Consider the following 20,084-nt stretch of genomic DNA (forward strand, 5'->3'; position numbering starts at 1 on the left):
CGACGTTCTTCCAGCTGAGCACGGGAGTATTTGGAAGGATGCCATTCGACCACACCTTCAGCTTACCAGCCCACACTTACGCCGTGATCAATAGGGCCTGCATGCGCTCATCAGCGTGCTCCAGGAGGGACTGGACTTCCTCGTAGGTATACGGGCTGCGTTTGTCCCACGCGGCGGTCTTCTCCCGCACGGGTTTGACGTCGTTAAAGGGGGCCGCCTGTGTCGCTTCAGCCCAGCGCAGCGCGGAATAGAAAAGTCGCACGCCAGCGAGCTGCACGCGGGTGCTTGAGGGACTCAGACCCTCCGCCTCGACGCTGCGCACAAACCGGACGCCGTCACTCGAACTCGCCCGAAGGAGATTGACCGCCTGAGTGCCCGCATAGGTCAAGTACCGGTTGACCGCCCAGCGGTAGGCCTTGAGGGTCCGGGGGCTGGTTCCCGTCCTGCTCGACCCGTGCAGGGTGAGGTAGGCCTCGGTCAGAGTCCAGAGGGTCTCTGCATCCTGATCCCGGACGGCAAGGACGGCCCGTCGTCTCCTCTCTTCAGGGTTGAGGTCACTCCAGCTCCTGGCCAGGTCAAATGCGGTGGTTCGAATGACGTCGAGAGTCAGGGTCACACCCCATAGATAACAGAGAGAAACACGCGCCCGCCGGGCGGTGAAGTGGGACTAGGCAACATCGGACGCATTCTTCGTGCCGTTGCGGGTCACCAGAGCAGTCAGTGCGGGGCCCTAGCATGGGCTGAAGGAGGCTTGACGTGAGGCACACTTTCGAGCGGTATTGACTCGCGCATTTGAGCGACCTCTGGGCGGGCAGAGCACCTGGCGAGGGTGAGGATCGCGGGTGGGTTTATCCCTCGGGACCTTTTGAAGAGGCCTTCTCGTCCATTCTAGGGCCTCATGATTTACTCATCTTGCTGTACCTGATGAGCTGCCCCCCATCACCAACTGTCCATTGCGGTTCGGGCTCGCTCCTCGCCGATCCGGACGTACCCCCGAGTGGTGTTGATGTCAGCATGCCCGAGCACTTCTGCCACCGCTGCGAAATCCCCGAGCTGTGCGTACAGGCGTGAGCCCATCGCTTTGCGCAGTGCATGAAACCCTCGGAAGACTCCACCATCGATGTCTGCAAAGAGCGGCTGGACGTGACGAGCCGCCCCGCGCCAGGTGCGGTACGGAAAGATGAATTCTTCGCGATGACGGGCTGTACGGGGAAGCGCCCGGTACGCCATCAATGCGGCGCGCAGACGGGGACTGAGCGGCACGCCCCGACTTTTGCGCCCTTTGCCGAGTCGCACCGTGAGCCCTGGCATCGGTGGAACGAGTTGCACGTCACTCCACTTCAGGTTCAGCGCTTCGTCGATGCGCAGCCCGCCGTGGGCCAGGACGAGCAACAGAGCGTGAAGTTCAGCGCTGCGCGTGGGATGAAGCTCTGCGGCCCGCAGGGCCGAGTTTACCTGTGCCTCGGTATAGGGCGCGTTCTTTTCCAGGCCGTGGCGGCGGTCCTTGGGGATGACAACCGTTTCGAAGGGGTGCGCCTCCGTCGCATCCGCCCAGCGCAACGCTTTATACAGGGCGGCCGCTGCAGCCACACGGACCCGGACGGTGGCGATGGAACGCCCGGTGGCCAGCATGTCGCCGACCCAGTCCTGCGCGTCCTCCCAGCTCGGCCGCAGGATGTTCCAAGCTCGGTGGTCGGCGTGTTTCAGGAAGGCTCTGAGCCCAGCACGGTATGAGGTCAGGGTGTGTTTGCTGGTGAGGACGCCACTGGCGGCGTGCTGGGTGAGATGGGCTTCGGTGAGCGTCCAGAGACCTTCGGGATCTTTGAGGGCGGCGGCCTCTTTGGCGCGGCGTTTGCGTTCGTCGGGGTGGAGGGCCGTCCAGGTTCGGCTGCGGTCCTGAAGGCCGCCGCGGTACAGGTCGAGGGTCATATCCCCGATTATGTACCAATAACTCGTCTTATGCATACTTCTCAATTTGCCATCGCGTCAGTGATTCTGACGAACCAAACACTGGGCATGTCAGGTGTAGCGCAAACTTGGTACAGAGGGGTTGTGGCAAGTTGTTGGGGTAGGGTGGCGCGGTGTTGAGCGGTCAGAAGCTTCCCGGCTCCCGGTTTCCCCTGGCAGTCATCGGCTATGCCGCAAACGCTCTATCACCGCTTCACCCTCAGCTCCCGGGACATTGAAGAACTGCTGTTGGAACGGAGTGTGGCCGTGACCCGAGAGTCTGGACGCACGTGGTGCATCAAGAGGTTAGGACAGAAAGCAGCGACGTAGGATGCGACTGTGATCCGTGACGAGGCCATTGCTTTCCTGCGTGCCCACCAACCCCTTCCAACCGACGACTCCTTCGCACGTCAACCCGACCTCGCCCGAGCCCTACTCACCCAGTTCCACCAAGCACGGAAGTACTTTGAAGCGCACCCTGACGCCGACAGTCTGCCCCTGCTGCTCGGCAGTTGCGGCGACAAGAGCGGCTTCGGCCATTACCAACTCCTCGACGGTGCCTTCATGCCACACCCTGCCCACGTCGTCGTTCCACACCTTATCTCCGCGCTGCGCAGTCCGCACCTTGGCGTGCGCTTTAGGGCCGCTGAACTCAGCGCCTTATTCTCTGACGACCAGCTTGTTATGCCCTTGCTCAAGGTGTACCAACATGGGGATATAGACGAGCAGGACGCGGCTTTGCTCGCCTTGACACAGAACAGAAGTGCCGCCGCGCGAGAAGCGCTGCGCTCACTTCGCCCGAGTGTGACGGACACTGAACACGTTGAACTGCTTGACGAGTACTTTGGGCACGACGCCTTCTGATCCCTTCACGTGCTTAGTTGTCGCACGCAGATCAACACGCAAGCCAACAGGGTCAGGGCAAGATGCACCTCGACTCGGCGCTCGAAGCGCACCCGCAGCCGATGAAAACCGCTCAGCCAACTCAGGGTACGCTCTACCACCCAGCGGTGACGTCCTAGACGATCCCGTGGCTCCAGTCCTCGTCGTGCAATTCGGGGGGTGATTCCGCGCTGCCGACAAGCCCTTCGACAGCGCGGGTAGTCAAAGCCCTTGTCGGCATGGAGCTTGTCAGGACGGAACCGCGGCCGTCCTGGACGTCCGGGATTGACGGCTGGAACACGGTCCAACGTCGGTTCCAGCAACTTGGAATCGTGCAGGTTGGCTGGGGCGAGCACCACGGCCAGCGGCGTTCCGACGCGGTCCACCAGAAGGCAACGTTTGGTACCGGGCTTCCCTCGGTCAACCGGATTGGGGCCGGTGTACTCACCGCCTCCGATGGCACGGATACTGCATGAGTCCATTGAGCATCTTGACCAGTCCAGCCGACCTGCACTTGCCAGTCGGTTGAGCAGGATGTGATGTACGCGCGCCCAGACACCTGCACGTTGCCACTCCACAGTCGGCGCCAGCAGGTCTTGCCTGATCCAAATCCGAGTTCTCGTGGCAGCATCGCCCAGCGAATTCCGGTTTTGAGGACAAAGATGATGCCTGCAAGGATCTGCCGGTTGGGAAGGCGGGGTCGTCCAAGGCGTGCTGTTGGTAGACGGTCAAGGAGGGGGAGAGTTCGCGCCAGAGCTCGTCGGGAACTAGATGATCAAGCACCGCGTGAGGCTACTGGAGGTGGAGATGGGGAGTGGGAAGGCCCTGTACTGACTCCCCTGCGTTCTGTCCCAACCTCTTGGCCCTCCACGCCCGCGTTTCGAAGGTCCACTAGCACACTCAAACCACTGTGCTCGCCGACCTTTGAAGATCAAACCAGGATCATGCTCATTCGGCGTGGCGAGCTGCAGTTAAAGGAGCCGTCTGAACTTCAGGCGGCCACCGACCTAACTCGGCCCTTCCCTGATTAACTTGCCAGAGCCGTGCCAGGCGATAAGGACGCAAGCTAGCGGGACTACTTTACTGTCAGCCGTCTCCTGCGTTTGATGCGTTTCTTTCCTGGAGGGGAACTCGTCGCAGCGAATATTGCGCCCCAAGCGGCGAGCTGGCCGTAGAAGCCCAATCCAGTAGAGTAGTTGTGCTGCTTGCGGCGCGCTGCATATCCCTGTGGCAGTTGGCCTACCAGGGCGCCCTCAGACGAGGTTGGCGCTTGCGCTGAGGCGCTTGAGGATTGTCCCTGTTCTGGTGCCAGCCCCAAGATTGCGGCCTGCGTTTCCTGTGTCCGGACAGTGGGCTCCAGTGGAATCCTCATGTCCTTTTCCGTAAACACTTCGCGCGTCCGGATGGCTCTCTCCAGCGCTGTCTCCCGGATATTCTCCTGTATGGGCGCCACCGTGCCGTAATACGAAATGGCAAATGCAGGAATGAATGTTGTCTGCAACACGATCTGTGGCGCCCAGCTCATGTGCCATGTGTCGTGGAGTAGCGCGCCAGCTTGGACGCCCGGGACTTTGCTCAATGCCTCCATCACGAAACCCTGTTCACTGAACTGCACTTTCGCAACGTTAAGCGCTGGATCCAACCCTGTGGCGTCCTTGGTCAGCACAACGTCCTTCAGACCAACTTGTGGCACCTTCGGATCGAGGTCCCTCGGGTCTATCACCTTGATCTTGTAGCTGCCGTCTGGAAGCTTCTCCTGATACTTGGCCGGCAGAGGAGTGCACGCCGTACCTGGTAAGCTAGGCACCTCCCCACGAAAACAATAGGCGGGAACGTTATCGCTATCGGTTGGATCCAAATTGATGGGGCCGGCGTCTCCCCTGCTCATGTAATCGGCGTAGGCATCCTTGACCACCACCATGGCCCCGGACATCAACATGCCGTTCAGAATGGCTTCCTCGTCTCCTCCAGCAGCAGCCACGCCTGCTCCTCCAATTGCTGCAGTCACGATGGTGCGCTTGAGCTTGTCGTAGGCAGAGTCACGAGGAATCGAGTCTGCGGCGGCGAACGCTGCTGAGGAAACGCCAGAGATCACCCCGGTACGTACGGCAAGGCTGAGGTCCCCCGACTGCCGGTACGTCAACCACGCTGCGTATGCAGCCGCTCCCTGCGGCCCACCGTAAGTGCTTGCTGCCAGCGTGCCAATGGTCCGGAGGTATGTGCTGTCCAGCGCCGCCTCCGCGGCTGCTTCTTCACTGCTGGTCAGGACTGTAAAACTCAAGTGCCAGACTGCATCTACGAATTTTCCGGAGCGGATTCGAACTTCCGCTTCAGACAGATTCTGAGCGACGCCCTCGACGAAGCCGACGTTGAAGTTGTAGAGGGCCTTGAGCGTGTCCTCCACGTGCCCTGGAACCCGGCCGAGTTCTCCCCAGGTGTCCTGCCCGGCCTTTTCCGCGGCTTTCCCAGTGTCCTGAAATGACTTTTCCAGCGCGACGCCCGCGTTCGTGATAGCGACGCGCGATTCACGCCAGCTGTCCGTTCCCGCGCGTCCAACCGCTTCCGTGACGTTCTCCCAAGCCACTCCAGTTTCTCTGAACAGGTCCTCGGCCGCCTTGGTGACGGTCTTGACCACGTTGCCAGGCGCATTGCCGACGGCCCCAGCGATATCCGTGACCACATCCGCGACAGCCGCCGCACCGTCCTTGACCGCGTCCAGCCCGCCGTTCAGCACTGCGCCCGTTCCTTCGACGATAGACTGCAGGCCGTTGCCAATCGCACCGCCGACGCTCTGAACCGCCCTTCCCAACTTACCGAACGCCTCCGCCTTTCCAGCGAAACCAACCAGCAAAAGACAGGTCAACCACACTCTGGCAGCTCGTTGCATCTCCACTCCTTGAACGCTTGGAACACATACGAGACACAGCTGCTGCGTGAATCGACGCCGCGCAGCACTTGTAGAAAACAGGGTGGCATGAAATGGTTTGGTGGCAGTGTTGGGTAAGGTTGTGGGCCCTGCCGTCTCGCAGTGTCAGAACACACGAGGCCTCGGATCGGCACGGACAGCCAACAGTAATGGGGGTGAGGTCATAAAAATTTTCTGGGATTGTGATTGGCGATATGCCAGAAATCCGTCTCACCCAGATATCCACGCAGGCGGATGCTGAATTCGCGCTCAGTCGTTTCAGCCCGGACGACAAAGAAGTCAGTGCCGAAAAGAATTCGATCCCGGAGTTCTCCTGTGTTCACCATCACTTTCGCCAAAGGCATCAGACTGACGTCCGAAATAGTGTAGGACAGGTCGGTATACAGATTTGGATAGATCCTCATCATGTCGGCAATGACGTCCAACCACGACGTTTGCGCGTTCGGGATCTGGCGCGACTGATTGAGAAATGCACGCCACTCGCCAGCTCCACCAAAATGCGCTAGGCACACTCGCAACTCTGAAAACTCCTTAAGCACAGGAATAAAACGTTTCGGATGCGACAGGTAGTTCGCATATTCCATGCGTGTCATGGTCTGCCCGGTGACGGGGTGAGGTGGGATCTTGCCTTGATACATCAATCCACCCTTAGAGCAGTGGGAGACCACTGGCAGTTCGTGTTCCTGCGCATACGCATATACCTCGTACAACACTGGGTCATCCGGCAGGAACCCAAGGGCGGGATACAGTTTCAAGCCGCAAAATCCCTGTTCCTGATGGGCGCGCTGCACGAGAGCGAGCAGGCCGGGACGCCGAGGATCGACGCCCAGGAAGGGCCGCACCAGGGTGCCGAAGGTTTGTTTAAGCGCAGCAAGCTCCTGGATCTGCTGAAGGAAGTCACGGCTTGCAACTCCTGCCTCCATGTAGTCCATGTCGATCGACAAAGTCACGAACCGTGTCCCCGGTGGGTATTGCTGCTCAAGAACCCTGAAGATTTGTTGTTGAGTCTGAAGGCCAGCAACCTCGAGCAGGGCCATGAGGCGCGTAACACGGTTGCTTTCTTCCGGCACGCCGAACACACGATGATAGACATTCAGCACAGGATTGATCAGGCGGATTATTCGGGAGGCCAATGCCCGATTTTGAGGTCGCCTAAGCCAGGGCACGAGCCTGAATGGCAGCAGCTGGTCGGGAACATGCAGGTTGGTGAAAACATGCGTGTGGCAGTTAAATATCTTCCCGTCGTCGCTTGACATCTTTCCTCCGGAACATTGTGATTTTGGTGCTCAGCTAGACACGGCGGCCACCCGAATGCAAGTGCGATTTCGAAAGCCGTGTGCTGGTCGATGGTCCACTTCTGGAGGTTGGGCCCCCACGACACACCTGACAAGGGAACGCCCTGAGAGGCTCTGCTCACAGCCCGCACACCAGGCGGTCCAGGGTGATCCTCCTGGCTGCGAAAGCTGGGCGCGATGCCCAGCCTTCGTCAATCATCAATTCGACGATCGGTAACATGCCTGTCGGGCCCTGCCGCAAAGACTTCCATCACAGCAAGTCTCGCCTTGGACACGCTCATAGGGGCGTTCCCGGCCAACTTCGGCTGATGGTCTGGCAACGAGTCTTGTCTTAGGGCTCGTTGAACACGTTATCGGGGTTGTTGCCGGTGACGCTGCCGCCGGGCTGGGCGTAGGTGGCCCGTTTGGAGTTGAACACGCCGCCACCGCTGCGCGGCGCGGTGTTGCCCGTCACGCTGCCGCTGGAGATGGTCAGTTTGCCGTCGTTGAAGAAGCCACCGCCCACGTTCCCGTCTGTGGCCTTGTTGCCGCTCACCGTGGCTCCAGATAGTGCGAACTGTCCGCCGGGACTGTTTTCGTATGCGCCGCCCACAAAGACACCGCCGCCGTACCACGCGGTGTTGTCCTTGATGCTGCCGCCGCTGGCCGTGAAGGTGGAGCTGGCGTACATCTGCACGCCGCCGCCGCTGCCCTGTCCATCGCCCTTCCCTGTTACCGTGTTGCTGCTAATCTCGCCGCCGGTCATGGTGACCTGTCCGCCTACCACCAGGCCGCCGCCGGTACGCAGCGCACTGTTGCCGCTGATCGCACCGCCCGAGAGGGTTAGCTTGCCGTTGCTGAACACGCGGACGCCGCCGCCGCCGTCGGTGCTGCCGGTGGCCTTGTTGTTGCTGATCACACCGCCCTCAATGGTGCTGTTGGTGCCGCCGCCCAAGCTGATGCCGCCGCCTGTATTAACTGTGGTGTTCCCCGTGACGGTCCCGCCGGTCATGGTCAGGATGGTACGGCTGACCGAGATGCCGCCGCCGTCTTCACCGGACGAATTGCCCTTCACGGTGGCGGTGCCGCCGAAGGTCACGGTGGAATTGGTGGCGCGACTGGCGGGGGTGATCAGCAGCAGGCCGCCGCCACTCTTGGATGCCGTATTGCCCTCGAAGGTGCCGCCCGTGATGCTGGCATTCCTGTACACGACGAAGCCGCCGCCATACGAAGCCATGTTGCCCTTGACCGTGCCGCCCGTCATGGTGAGATCGCCGTTCGTCCACATCCCTCCGCCCACGCCGGCGTTCATCGTGTCGGTCAGTCGGTTGTTTTCGATGCTGCCACCACTCATAGTGATCTTCGGCTGGACCAGGTTGCCTTGCGCGTCCAGGGTGGACTGCACCGTGATCCCGCCGCCAAAATAGGACGCTGTATTCCCGCTGACGCTGCCGCCCGTGATGGTCACCTCGCCGTTGCTGTAGATGCCGCCGCCTGCGCTGCCGGTCGTGTTTGTCTCGGTCTGGACCACCGGGGCGGTCACGGTATTGCCGTCGACCTTGCCACCACTGATCGTCGTGGCGCTGCCCACCCCACCGTAGATGCCACCGCCAGAGTAGGTGGCTGTATTCGTGCTGACGCTGCCCGCTTCCACTTCCAACGTGCCCTTGTTGAAGATGCCGCCGCCCCCACCGCTGCTCTCCTCCTTGTTCTCTGGCAGCACTTGCGCCGTGTTGCCCGTCACATTGCTGTTTCCCTTGAGGGTCAGCGTTCCCCCTTTGAGGTTGGCAATGCCGCCGCCCATGTTGGCCTTGCCACCCGTCACGGTGGTGCCGTCCAGCGTCAGCGTGCCCTCGTTGACCAGCACGCCGCCGTAGGTCGCCACGGTCAGCTCCTGTTGGCCGACATTTGCGAGCGTGATGGGTGCTCCCGTGCCGCCCTTCAGTGTGCCGCCGGTGATGGTCACCGTGACACCGCTGGGGATTTCCAGGGCGCGGCCCTTACTATTCGCATCAATGACGCTACTGCCCAGGTTCAGCGTCACGCTTTTGGTGACTTTGAGTGGGCCGACCAGAGTGATTGTGCCGGAGTCGAGCCTGAGGGTGTCTCCTGCCCCGGCGCTGTCCAGCAATTCGCGAAGGGTGCCTGGGCCGCTGTCGGCGGTGCTGGTGATGGGCGTGCCGGGCGGTGGATTGACGGTGCCGCCACCCCCACAGGCTGCCAGCAGCAAGGACAGGGACAGTAATGGAAGACCGAGCCGGACCAGTGGTGCGTTCATAGGGACCCCCTCTGCCCCGGAAGGTGACGGAGGGAGGGGTAGCACCACCCGCCACCATCAAGGGTGAAGCGAGTGTGAAGGAGAGGGTGTCAATTCGGCGTCAACGTCCAGCGCCGTCAGGACTGTGGACCTCTGCCTGCGTCGTCAGGGGCGCCCGAGAATCGGATACAGGCGGACTTTGATCTGCAAAGATCTCTTCCCAGCGGCCTTATCTCCCCTGTACTTTCAGGTGACCCCATGACGAGAGCTTGGTCGTGTGCCGTCCTTGGCCCCCACGTCTGCTCCATCACAGCGCTCCCCTTCAGCCGCGTTCCCGCAAAGCTGCGGTCCTGTTATCTATTCTCGCTCTGGATGGCTCTACGCCACAAGAAACCCTGGCCTCGCCCCTGTGGGAATAGGACCGCCATCATACCCGCCAGAGCCTGCACGCCACCCTCAGCAGCTTTGTACCGTTACTCAGCGACACATCGCTCCTCCGCCATGACGCCCGCACCACCTACCACCTCGGTTTGCAGCTGACCGGCATCAAGGCTCAGCAGCTGCAAACCGAGGAGCCGGCCACTTTCTTCTTGTCTTGTCGTGGCCAGGCGCTTTCCCGTCGGGGTTGACCATCCGCGACAGTCCTGCCCGGAACGAGTGGCACTCCCGGTGGGAGACACAGCTCATGCACCGCTACCTGGAATGGGCGTTCGCCCTGGTTGGCGCGGCCCTCCGGAACGGCCGGCCGACTGAGGCCGTCCACTTACCCGCCCACACCTCTGAAATGAAAAGTTCAGCGCGTTTATGTAAAATGTCTTATTTAAGCATTTTCAGCTTGCGTACGGGGCTTCGAGATGTCCTCCCAAGTCTTCTCAAATCCATTATCAGAGGAACGTTCAAGGTGTCCCAGTCGAACTTCACGCAGCCTATGGCATCAAGCGAGGAGCTTCTTCCCTTACCAGGCGTTCACTTGCGGCTGCTAGGGCCACCTCGCCTTTTCGTGGATGGAAAAGAGGTCAGTTGCGGAAGCGGCGCGCTCAGTGTATTGGCGGTGCTCGCACTTGATGGGCCCTCGACACGGCTGCGCCTCGCAGATCTCCTGTGGGCAAAAGAAACGAAAAGAGCGTTACACAGTCTGCGGGCCGCTCTGTCCAGTCTCCGTAAAGTTCTAGGCGCGCATGCAAGTCTTCTGCAGGAGATGGGCAGCCTCCTCAGACTCAACCCGTCACGCATTGAAATCGATGTCTTAAATTCTCCTCGCAATTCCGAAGCGCTCCTGAGCTACTGGCACGAATTTATGGCTGGCCTGCGCTACAAGGACAACGAGGCCTGGCTCGACTGGGCAGATCAATCGGAAGCTCGGCTGCTTGAAGCCCATCTCCAGGCACTCCTCGAGTGTGCGGTGACAGGCACTGCAGAACAGGCAACGAAGTGCTTGCGTCGCGCCCTTGATCTCGCACCTGACCACCCTAAGGTTCTCGCACGCTGGGCTGCGCACCAGAATGCGCAATCTGGCCCAAGCGAGGAAGAGTTGTTGCGTGCACTCGAGAGCGTGACCCAGCAATTGTGGCTCAGCGCTCAAGAAGGAAGGGGACGCCAAGAGGCAGAGAGCGAAGAAGACGTTCGTCAGCATCGATCTGCCTTGCTCGATAGCTTCGGTCGCAAAATGCCTGTTGCCTTCGTTCCCCGCAGACCGCTCGAGGCCACCGAATGGAGCAGGGAAGTGCTCAGCACCTACCAACTGCGCGACCATGCGGGTGCAGAGTGGGCAGCGCGTCAGCTCCTGAAGCGGTACTCGAAGGGGCTGCCTGCCGCGCTCGCCCTTGATGTCCTCGCCAACCTCGCTATTGACCAGGGGCAATATCACCGCGGACGTCAATACGCGGAGAGGGCGCTCACCCTCGTTTCCGAACCGACGAGTGAGGTCGCGTTCACGGCCGCGTATAGCAACGTGATGATGGGTCTGCATGGACGTGCGACAGAAATCGCGCATTCTGCGCTCAAGACGCTACCAGTGCACGATTCGCCCGCAATGCTTTACGGCATTCTGGCGCGCGTGAACGACGCGACGCAACACTACAAGGCCGCTCGGCACTGGCATGAGTTGGCCTTGCAAGCGGCGTACGAGCACGATGATCCGTTCGTTCTGCCACAGGTGATTTCGTTCATGCTGTGGCATTTCAACATCACGGGTGAACCGGATCGTAGTCTCCAGCTTGCCCATGAAGGCGCTGCGTACGGTTCACCTAACTTCTCCTTGCATCTCGTCAACGCCACCGGATTTTCTCATCTTTTGAAGCGAGACTTCGAAACGGCTTACGAAGCTCTCGCGCCACAACGCGAAGGTGCCAACGTCACGCTGTCAGCGACATCATTGACCTGTAGCGCTCTGGCACTGCATAGGATGGGACAGCAGCAGGAGGCAGAGATTGCCCTCAGAACCGCATTAGAGCTCCTGCCCCTGACGGAGAACGGCAACGTGAAGTACGAGTGGGCTGCGGCTGCCCTGACGCTGGATCCGCTCCAGTGGGAGACGCAGGCACAGCAATGCGTGGAGGGCGTGGTGTCGAGCGACCCAACCGTGCCGCAGTGGTACGAGCGGCTCAAGGCGCTGCGATTAAAGTAACCTCTACGACTTGCCGGGGCGCGCGCGTGAGCGTCAACACCCTGGAGGCTTACCGCACAGGCCTCAATACCTTTCTGGCCTGGGCAGGTCCGGCGGGCGTCAGCCTGCTCCGTCCTGGGCCAAACACGGGCTTCCGGTACGTCCGTCATCTGGAAGGCGCGGGCCTCGCCCCCAGCAGCGTGCGCGTGCACCTGAGTGCGGGCAAGGCTTTGTATGCCGCCTTGCGCTGGAGGGGAGCATGTGAGGCTGCACCCTCCCTGGACGTGCGGGCCGCCAGCGATCCGGTGCCCCGGTGGGAAAAGCGCAAACCCTACTCCACCGAAGATGTGGCGTTGCTGCTGCGGCATGCGGGAGTCCAGGACGCGGTGATCGTCGTGCTCGGCGCACACGTGGGGCTGCGGGCGACGGAGATGACGACGCTGCTCAGAAGGGAATTGCGCCTTGATGCGCCCGAGCCATATCTGACCGTGACCGGCAAGCGGCAACGCCGCCAGGAGGTGGCACTCTCCCCTACTGCCGTCGAGGCGCTGCGAACATTGCTGGCTGCGACGCCCAACTATGGCCCTCGCGTGCTGACCATCCATACCCATCAGAGCGTGGAGAATGCCTTGAAGCGGCTGTGCCAGGAGGCGGGCGTGCGCTATGCGGGGCGCGAGGTTCACGGCCTACGTCACATCGCGGGCACCCCGATCTACAGCGAAAGTGGGGATCTGCTGGCCGTGCGGGACCACCTGCGCCACCGCACCGTCGACAGCAGTGAGATTTACGTGGACTACGCGCGGGCGGGCAAGAAGGCAGTCCGTTACTGGTAAGGGTGCTGGTATAACCCCAGGGAGTGGCGCTCCTGTGGCCGACGTTACACCGCCACCCTTCCCCGCTGAGCGTTTGCGGCCTCCTCTCCCCTGTTACTCCTTGAGAAGCTGCTCGACCTCCTGTAACAACTTCCTGAGTCGTGTCTGTTTGCGGGCGTCCAGCGCGCCCACCCGGCGCGGTGCGGCCAGCTTAAGGACCCGCCGCGTTTCCTGCACAAGATCACCCGGTTCTGAGGGCGCTGGGGCGGTCCGTCCGGCCAGGAGCGCAGCCTCCACATCGCGCACCCCCCATTCCCCAGACTCGACGCGGGGGAGCCACTCGGCCTGCTGCTCGGTGCTCGCCCGCCGCAGCAGCCGTACGGCGTTGAATGGTGCCCCACGTTGAATGGCCGCTCTCAGTTCATCGGGCAAGTCTAAGAGCGGCAGGTAATGCTTGGCAAAGCTCAGACGCGTCAAATTTCGTCCCAGCACGCCTAAGGCCTCCTCCAGGGCCGCGCTGACCTCAGCCGACGGTTCTCCTCGGCCCGTGATCTGTGACCGCACCTCCTCCGGCGACTGCCCCAGGCTCAGGCCCATCAAGGTTAGGGCCACGCTGGCCACCTCGTACGCGTTCAGGTCCTGGCGTTCCAGGTTCTCGCGCAGGCCGTACAGCCGCGCCTGCTCGTCCGTGGCTTCCCTCACCATCACTGGGACCTCGGCCAGACCCGCGCGTTCGGCGGCCCGCCAGCGCCGCTCGCCCGCAATCAGCTCGAAGCCTCCTCCGGTAACCGGCCGGGCCAGCAGGGGTTGCAGAACGCCATTGGCCGCGATGTCCTGGGCCAGGCTGTCCAGATCGTTCAGGTCCATCCTCGCCTGGAACGGCGAGGGTCGCAGGTCCCCGAGCGCCACGTACTGCACGGGCGGGCGGCTGCGCTGCACACTCTGGATATCCTCGTGGACGGCCTGCGTGCGCTTGAGGGCCGCCTGCATGCCCGCGCTGAGCTTGCGGCTCATACGCTGTGCCCGATGCGTGAAAGCAGCGTCTGAACCACGGCCTGGACCTCGCGCCGGGCTTCCGAGTCCGGGGCATTGACGCCTACTGGCTCTCCAATCGGCTGGCAGCGGTTGTAGATGGCCGGGCGGTACGTCAACGGCCCCGCCAGTTCTGATCCCAGCACCTGCTGAAAGACCTCGTGCGTTTCCTTGCTGTGCGCGGTGTTCTCCATCTGGGTCACCAGGTACATGGCCACCCGCAGGCGTGGGTTGGTCCGCGTGTATTCGCCGAGCATCTCGCGCAGGCCGTCCAGGGCCACCAGGCCCTTGTAGCGGGCAGGCACCGGCACGATCACCCAGTCGGCGGCATTCGCCGCGTTGGCGGTCAGCTTGCCCAAACTCGGCGGCGGATCAATCAGGACGAAGTCGTAGGCCCCGCTGGCACGGACGGCGTCGATGGCTGAGCGCAGCCGGCCCTCGGCGTTTGTGTAGCCGGGGAGCCTGGCGTCCGTGCGTGCGAGCGCTAGGTGGCTGGGGATCAAATCCATGCCATGTACCCGGTACGGCTCTGGCAGCGGCGCGTAATCCTCCAGCACCGGCTGCAAGCTGCGCTCAACTGGTGCGTCGTGCACACCCAGCCACGTGGTCAGGTTGGCCTGCGGATCGATGTCGAGCAGCAGCACCCGGTACCCCAGTTCGGTCAGTTCGTACCCGATGTCGCGCACACTGCTGGTCTTGGCCGCGCCGCCCGCATGGTTGAACGCCATCAGAACGGTGGTGGTCTGTGCGCCGCGCTCAATGGCCTGCAGGTCCTCGACGGAGACCAGTCCGGCAACAGGTTTGCCATGCCGCGCCAGGGTCACAGGTTCGCCTGGGCGCAAATTTTTCACCTGCTGGCCGAGCTGGGTGTGGGCGGCGCTGATCGGGATAGACCGTTTGGGTTTTGCGCTCATGCCCGTATTTTGCTCAATCTAAGAAGCGAGCGCAACGTTTTGCCCAAAAGCGGTGTGTGGAGAGCGGGGAACAACGTTGTTCCCCAGATGCTCATTGCTTAGTCGAAACGTCTAGGACACCTAATGCTGGTCCCAGATCAGAGGGAATGTGACCTCACTTATCATGAAGCTGTAGCAGGTTTTCGCGGAGGCCAGGATCTGGAGGGGTGCGACGCAGGTTCTGCAAGGTGGCTTTAAGGCTGCTTGAACCAGGGTATTACGGACACGGCGCGACGTACGTGACTTTCCTGAATTCTGGAATGTCTCTGAAGGCCCACGCAGAGGGACCGACAGCCATCACCATCGTCATCACCTGGTGAGCGCCATCTAAACCAATAACGACGTCGTTGACGATATAGTTGGAATTTATCCCCCGAAGTTTCAGCGAGCAGCTGTACTGGATGGCTTTCGGCTGATCTGGAAAACTCACTCCCGTTGCCGCAGTAAAGAACGAAAGGCGGAATTTTCCATCCGAGAAATCGCCATTCGAACCAGGGTAGAGCAGGACCACATTGGTTGTCACGCCACCATAAGTGGTGACATAGAGATCATAGTCATTGAGCCCACCGGCAGTGGGATTTTTCAGCTTTAAATGATAGAACATCCGCTTTTCACCCAGCACAACTGCTGACCCGGTGGGGCTGCACATTGCCAGGCGCGTACAAATCGAGGATTTCAAAATCGACTTGGAAGTTCCCACGAAGGCGTCTCCGCCCTGTGCTGCGGCCTGTGACGTCGCCATGAGAGTCATGGCAGCATATAAGGGGCATGTGTACATGACTTCCCCCAGTGTATTGACGTCACTGGTCAGAACCTCAATTCACCCCTGGGCAGTCATTTACATGCCCAGACCTGAATTGAGAAGCAGAGGGTCAGCGGCGTGGCGTGAGTACAGCCGTACAAGTCAAAACGCCTTTTGCATCTGCCTTGCAATTGCTGAGGACGGCATTGTAATTGGCGGTGCTGCCTGTTGTAGGTGGTTTGATAGGCGCAGGGGCTGGAGTGGGGGTGGCTCCCCGAATAGGGACATTGTTTACTACGACACGCTCCAGTGCCATGACTTGGAAGGAAGTCATGCTTGATGGCGCGTCAAATATGATGGAAAAAGGCACAGATATACCCTTGTAATATGTCTGATTGATAACGTTTGTGCTCATTGGATTCCCGCCCACAGCAATTTGTTTGGCGGTGTATGTTTTTCCATCTGTGCCAACGACTTCGTAATAACCTGGTTTAAAACTTTGAGCAGCGCTATCACTTCTAGTGTAAATATACCCGAGGTCACAACGCACTGCACCTGCACTTGGATAGCATCCTTTGAGCGTGTATGTACCGTCGTCGGTAGTCCAGGTTTGCGCTCCCGCTACTGAGAGTCCTACTGCTGCTGCTGCCGCAAACAGAGTAAATTTTTTCACAACTCACTCTACTCGAATGAGTATACGAAAATCTCACAATAATCTAGACCGTCTGGATTTCCTCACGGTTCGCTTGAAATGAGCGAACTCAATCGCGCAGGCTACAGGGAAATTACTTTTGGCTAGTGATGTTTCAGAGGTGGCAAATCCAACAGGTGAAAATAGACCAAACTGAAGACCATCCAGCTGCATTTGGAGAAGTTCCCAATAAAACTGGCACCTAGATAGCTCGAGTTGGAACAGCGACAGCTGGCGCCCATTACTTTTGTTCTCTTTCTGGAGCGTTTCGGTAATCCGGCGGCCTTACGGGCCGCTCGATCACAACTTGGTCTTAGATCTCTATTGAGGCCGGATTCAGGGCGGCCCAGTTTTGCGGTACGTCTAATCTGGCTGAGGGAGCGATAGAGGACACGACGAGAGGATCAAGGTAAGGTGCTCCATGGGTCAGTCGAAGGGTCAAGGGCGTCAAATCGACACCCGTGGCGCGCCACACCTCCTACACTGAAGCCCATGCGTTCATTGCCGGATGGCTCCACCCTGACCAGAAGCGAGAGGGAAGTTTGACTCTGCCGCTGTCTCCGAACTTCGCCCATTTGCAGGACGTTGACCCGGCCGTGGCAAAACTCGGGAACCTGGCCGAGCGGCTGCTCCCTGTCGATGCCAACACGTCCATTCTCAAGGTGCGGCAGTACGCGGAGTTGCTTTCACAGGTGGTGGCCGCCCGCAGCGGCGTCTGGCAGGCGGACGAGACCCAGCATGAGCGGCTGGCTCGCCTGCGGCGCGAAGGCCTGCTCAATGACCAGGTGTTCCGGCTCTTCACCACGCTGCGCCGGGAGGGCAACCGCGCCAACCATGAGATCACCGGCACCGAAGAGGAAGCGCGCTTCCTGCTGCGCCTCGCCTGGCAACTGGGCATCTGGCTGTACTACACGGTTACCTCACAGGAGTTCTCGACGGCCCTGACGCCGGATTACGTGGAACCGGGCGCAGCTGGCAGTGCGCTGGACCTGCCCCTGCTGGAGCGAGAGGAGCAAGTCGCCGAGCAGGCAACCGTGACCCAATTGCAGGCGGCCGAGCAACAGGCGGCTCCCAAACCGGCGGTGATCAAGGCCGCGCAGAAAGCGGCGCAACTCGTCAACCTCACTGAGAAGGACACCCGCAAGCTGATTGACCAAGCCCTCCGGGACGTGGGCTGGGAGGTCGACACGAAGACCCTGACCTACGCCTCGGGCGCACGGCCGGAGAAAGGCAGGAACCGGGCGATCGCCGAGTGGCCCGCCGCAGAGAGAACCCGTGCGGACTATGTGCTGTTCGTCGGGCTGACGCCCGTAGCAGTCATCGAGGCCAAACGGAAGAACAAGAACGCGTACAGCCACCTTGACCAGGCGGAGCGGTACAGCAAATTCATCCTCCAGCTCGAAGGACTGACCCTGCCCGGAGGCCCCTGGGGGGAGTACCAGATCCCTTTTCTGTTCTCCACTAACGGCCGTCCGTACCTCAAGCAGCATGAGCAATTCAGCGGCATCTGGTTTCGCGACGCCCGGCACAGCCACAACCTGCCCCGCGTGCTGGTGGACTGGTATTCCCCCGAGGGTCTTACCAAGCTGCTCGCGCATGACCCTCACGCGGGGCAGCAGAGCCTGGACGCCCTGCCCGTTCAGTTCGCGTTTCCCCTCCGGCCATACCAGCGGGCGGCCATCCAGGCGGTGGAGGCGGCCATGGGCCGGCAGCAGCGGCAGATTCTCGTGGCGATGGCCACGGGCACCGGGAAGACGAAGACCTGTATCGCGCTGATCTACCGCCTGCTCAAGACGCAGCGGGTGCGCCGGGTGCTCTTCCTGGTGGACCGCCGCTCGCTGGGCGAACAGGCGGCAGGTGCCTTCAAGGACACCCGGATGGAAGGTGTGCAGAACTTCGCGGACATCTACAACCTCGCGGAGTTGGGGGACGTGACGCCCGGGCCAGACACCGTCGTGCATGTGGCGACGGTGCAGAGCATGGTCAGCCGGGTCTTCTCGCCGGCAGAGGGTCAGGTTCCACCGGCCATCGACACGTACGACTGCATCGTCGTGGATGAGGCCCACCGCGGCTACCTGCTGGACCGGGAGATGTCCGACACTGAACTGACCTTCCGGGACGGCGAGGACTACCTCAGCAAATACCGCCGGGTGCTGGAGTACTTCGACGCCACCCGGATCGGGTTGACGGCCACGCCGGCACTCCAGACCGTGCAGATCTTCGGCAAGCCGGTGTACACCTACGCCTACCGCGAAGCGGTGGTGGACGGCTACCTCGTGGACCACGGTCCCCCCGAGCGCATCAAGACGGAACTCAACACGAAGGGCATCCACTGGGACAAGGGGGCCGCCGTCGATGTGTTTGACCAGAGCACCGGGGCGATCACGACCGTCTACGCCCCCGATGAACTGGACTTCGAGGTCGATGCGTTCAACCGTCAGGTCATCACGGAAAGCTTCAACCGGGTGGTCTGTGCATTCCTGGCGCAACAGCTGGACCCGACGTCTCTGGAGAAGACCCTGATCTTCTGCGCCAACGACGCCCACGCGGACCTGGTGGTCCACCTTCTCAAGGAGGAGTTCGCGAAGGTTTGGGGCAGCGTGGACAACGACGCGGTGGCCAAGATCACCGGCACCGTGGATGACCCCCTGCGCATCATCCGGCGCTACAAGAACGAACGGCTGCCGAACGTGGCGGTCACGGTGGACCTGCTGACCACTGGAGTGGACGTTCCGGAAATCGTCAATGTGGTGTTCCTCCGCCGCGTCCGCAGCCGCATCCTCTACGACCAGATGCTGGGCCGCGCGACCCGGCTGTGTGACCGCCTGCAGAAAACCCACTTCCGCATCTACGACGCGGTGGGCATTTACGATGCCCTGAAAGACATCACGGACATGAAGCCGGTGGTGGTGGACGTCAACATCTCCTTCGCTCAGCTCATCGCGGAGGTGCAGGCCACGCAAGGTGAGGCCCGGCAGGAAGCCCTCCGTCAACTCACCGCCAAGGCACAGCGCCGTCAGCGCCGGATGGGGGAGGACGAACGGCAGGACTTCGAGACGGCCAGTGGAGGCCTGAGCGTTGAGGACTTCCTGGGCCTGTTGCGGGAGAAATCTTCTGAAGAAATTGCCACCTGGTTCACCGGACATCAGGGTCTGACCGAAATCCTCGATCAGGTGCGCCGTGGGCAGGCGCCACCTGTCCTGATCTCTAACCATGCGGACCGGTTTATCGGCACGGAAACCGGCTATGGCGATCATGCCCGGCCAGAGGACTATCTGGACGCCTTCAGGGCGTACGTGCGCGACAACCCCGACGCTGTGGCAGCCCTGACGACGGTGCTGACCCGACCGGCAGACCTGACCAGGAAAGACCTGCGCGAGCTGGAACTGATCCTGCGGAGCCGGGGCTTTACTCCAGCGAACCTCGACACGGCCTGGAAAGCCATGACCAACCAGGAAATGGCTGGCCGCCTGATCGGATACATCCGGCAGGCGGCCCTAGGGGAAGATCTCATGCCCTTCGAGCAGCGGGTGGATCGGGCGCTGAGTACACTTCTGGCATCCAGGGCCTGGACGAAGCCCCAGGAGAACTGGCTGCGGACCCTTGCCAAGCAGACCAAGGCGAACGGGCTGGTGGATGAGGCAGCGCTGGACGATCCAGACTTCATCTTCCGCCGGGAGATGGGCGGCAGCCGCCGGCTAGACAATCTTTTTGGGGGAGAGCTGCTGAAAACCCTTCAGCAATTTAATAAGGCAGTTTGGACGGCCTGAGTATGTTCAATTCAATCTTCTCAGGCCTCAATCTTTTCAAGGTCGTCGCTTGTGGGCTGCAGCTGCAGTAGTACTTCTAGGGGAGAACGTGAGCCGCGCTGTACGTCATGCAAGCAAGGGGCGAATTGATTGTGATGAAGTGGGCAGAGGTCGCACAGAAGTTCAGCTGCTGCCAAATATTGGGAGGTGGGGT

The 20,084-nt window shown here is 61.1% G+C and carries 13 protein-coding genes and 1 pseudogene; 4 read left to right on the forward strand and 10 right to left on the reverse strand.

Translation table 11 applies throughout. The features are described from left to right. Window positions 1–76: 76 nt before the first annotated feature. Both HNQ08_RS25400 and HNQ08_RS25405 read right to left on the reverse strand, forming a co-directional pair. On the reverse strand, window positions 77–616 hold the full coding sequence (locus tag HNQ08_RS25400; protein ID WP_229790283.1) for a site-specific integrase: 540 nt from the start codon (window positions 614–616) through the stop codon (window positions 77–79). A 323-nt stretch (window positions 617–939) separates the two neighbouring features. Next, the gene (locus tag HNQ08_RS25405; protein WP_184138026.1) at window positions 940–1,929 is read right to left on the reverse strand and encodes a tyrosine-type recombinase/integrase; all 990 of its coding nucleotides are present in this window, start codon (window positions 1,927–1,929) and stop codon (window positions 940–942) included. Between the two features lie 357 nt (window positions 1,930–2,286). On the opposite strand from HNQ08_RS25405, the gene HNQ08_RS25410 reads away from it, so the two are divergent. Then, window positions 2,287–2,811: a HEAT repeat domain-containing protein gene (locus HNQ08_RS25410; protein WP_184138027.1), complete on the forward strand. Its 525-nt coding sequence runs from the start codon at window positions 2,287–2,289 to the stop codon at window positions 2,809–2,811. Window positions 2,812–2,816: 5 nt separating this feature from the next. Here the strand turns inward: HNQ08_RS25410 and HNQ08_RS25415 are convergent. From HNQ08_RS25415 to HNQ08_RS25430, 4 genes and pseudogenes are all read right to left on the reverse strand, one after another. Next, window positions 2,817–3,612: pseudogene (locus HNQ08_RS25415) on the reverse strand (IS5 family transposase). 292 nt (window positions 3,613–3,904) lie between these two features. Beyond that, window positions 3,905–5,716 (reverse strand): hypothetical protein, encoded by a 1,812-nt coding sequence (locus HNQ08_RS25420; protein WP_184138028.1) that lies wholly within the window; start codon window positions 5,714–5,716, stop codon window positions 3,905–3,907. Between the two features lie 200 nt (window positions 5,717–5,916). Continuing rightward, window positions 5,917–7,011, reverse strand: a complete 1,095-nt coding sequence (locus HNQ08_RS25425; RefSeq protein WP_184138029.1) for an amidohydrolase family protein — start codon at window positions 7,009–7,011, stop codon at window positions 5,917–5,919. Window positions 7,012–7,381: 370 nt separating this feature from the next. Next, window positions 7,382–9,307: a beta strand repeat-containing protein gene (locus tag HNQ08_RS25430; RefSeq protein WP_184138030.1), complete on the reverse strand. Its 1,926-nt coding sequence runs from the start codon at window positions 9,305–9,307 to the stop codon at window positions 7,382–7,384. A gap of 664 nt (window positions 9,308–9,971) precedes the next feature. Between HNQ08_RS25430 and HNQ08_RS25435 the strand changes: the two genes are divergently transcribed. Both HNQ08_RS25435 and HNQ08_RS25440 read left to right on the forward strand, forming a co-directional pair. Further along, on the forward strand, window positions 9,972–11,912 hold the full coding sequence (locus HNQ08_RS25435) for an AfsR/SARP family transcriptional regulator (protein WP_184138031.1): 1,941 nt from the start codon (window positions 9,972–9,974) through the stop codon (window positions 11,910–11,912). A 26-nt stretch (window positions 11,913–11,938) separates the two neighbouring features. Further along, the gene (locus HNQ08_RS25440) at window positions 11,939–12,724 is read left to right on the forward strand and encodes a site-specific integrase (protein ID WP_229790284.1); all 786 of its coding nucleotides are present in this window, start codon (window positions 11,939–11,941) and stop codon (window positions 12,722–12,724) included. A gap of 93 nt (window positions 12,725–12,817) precedes the next feature. Here the strand turns inward: HNQ08_RS25440 and HNQ08_RS25445 are convergent, their stop codons facing one another. The 4 genes from HNQ08_RS25445 to HNQ08_RS25460 form a co-directional block, all read right to left on the reverse strand. After that, entirely contained in the window at window positions 12,818–13,717 is a 900-nt protein-coding gene (locus HNQ08_RS25445; protein ID WP_184138033.1) for a ParB/RepB/Spo0J family partition protein, read from the reverse strand. Beyond that, window positions 13,714–14,649: an AAA family ATPase gene (locus HNQ08_RS25450; RefSeq protein ID WP_184138034.1), complete on the reverse strand. Its 936-nt coding sequence runs from the start codon at window positions 14,647–14,649 to the stop codon at window positions 13,714–13,716. Before HNQ08_RS25450 ends, HNQ08_RS25445 begins: the two co-directional genes overlap by 4 nt. Window positions 14,650–14,905: 256 nt before the next feature. Continuing rightward, entirely contained in the window at window positions 14,906–15,430 is a 525-nt protein-coding gene (locus HNQ08_RS25455; protein ID WP_189366298.1) for a hypothetical protein, read from the reverse strand. 130 nt (window positions 15,431–15,560) lie between these two features. Continuing rightward, window positions 15,561–16,103: a hypothetical protein gene (locus tag HNQ08_RS25460; protein WP_184138036.1), complete on the reverse strand. Its 543-nt coding sequence runs from the start codon at window positions 16,101–16,103 to the stop codon at window positions 15,561–15,563. Window positions 16,104–16,717: 614 nt separating this feature from the next. Between HNQ08_RS25460 and hsdR the strand changes: the two genes are divergently transcribed. Then, window positions 16,718–19,891 (forward strand): type I restriction-modification system endonuclease, encoded by a 3,174-nt coding sequence (gene hsdR, locus HNQ08_RS25465; RefSeq protein ID WP_221284522.1) that lies wholly within the window; start codon window positions 16,718–16,720, stop codon window positions 19,889–19,891. Window positions 19,892–20,084 lie beyond the last annotated feature (193 nt).

The organism is Deinococcus humi (assembly GCF_014201875.1).
Lineage (GTDB): Bacteria > Deinococcota > Deinococci > Deinococcales > Deinococcaceae > Deinococcus > Deinococcus humi.

Excerpts from the sequence above, each read along its gene's own strand:
- HNQ08_RS25445 (WP_184138033.1), bottom strand. The coding sequence starts at position 13,717 with ATGAGCCGCAAGCTCAGCGCGGGCATGCAGGCGGCCCTCAAGCGCACG.
- HNQ08_RS25425 (WP_184138029.1), bottom strand. The coding sequence starts at position 7,011 with ATGTCAAGCGACGACGGGAAGATATTTAACTGCCACACGCATGTTTTC.
- HNQ08_RS25435 (WP_184138031.1), top strand. The coding sequence starts at position 9,972 with ATGCACCGCTACCTGGAATGGGCGTTCGCCCTGGTTGGCGCGGCCCTC.
- HNQ08_RS25430 (WP_184138030.1), bottom strand. The coding sequence starts at position 9,307 with ATGAACGCACCACTGGTCCGGCTCGGTCTTCCATTACTGTCCCTGTCC.
- HNQ08_RS25405 (WP_184138026.1), bottom strand. The coding sequence starts at position 1,929 with ATGACCCTCGACCTGTACCGCGGCGGCCTTCAGGACCGCAGCCGAACC.
- HNQ08_RS25455 (WP_189366298.1), bottom strand. The coding sequence starts at position 15,430 with ATGGCGACGTCACAGGCCGCAGCACAGGGCGGAGACGCCTTCGTGGGA.
- HNQ08_RS25450 (WP_184138034.1), bottom strand. The coding sequence starts at position 14,649 with ATGAGCGCAAAACCCAAACGGTCTATCCCGATCAGCGCCGCCCACACC.
- HNQ08_RS25420 (WP_184138028.1), bottom strand. The coding sequence starts at position 5,716 with ATGCAACGAGCTGCCAGAGTGTGGTTGACCTGTCTTTTGCTGGTTGGT.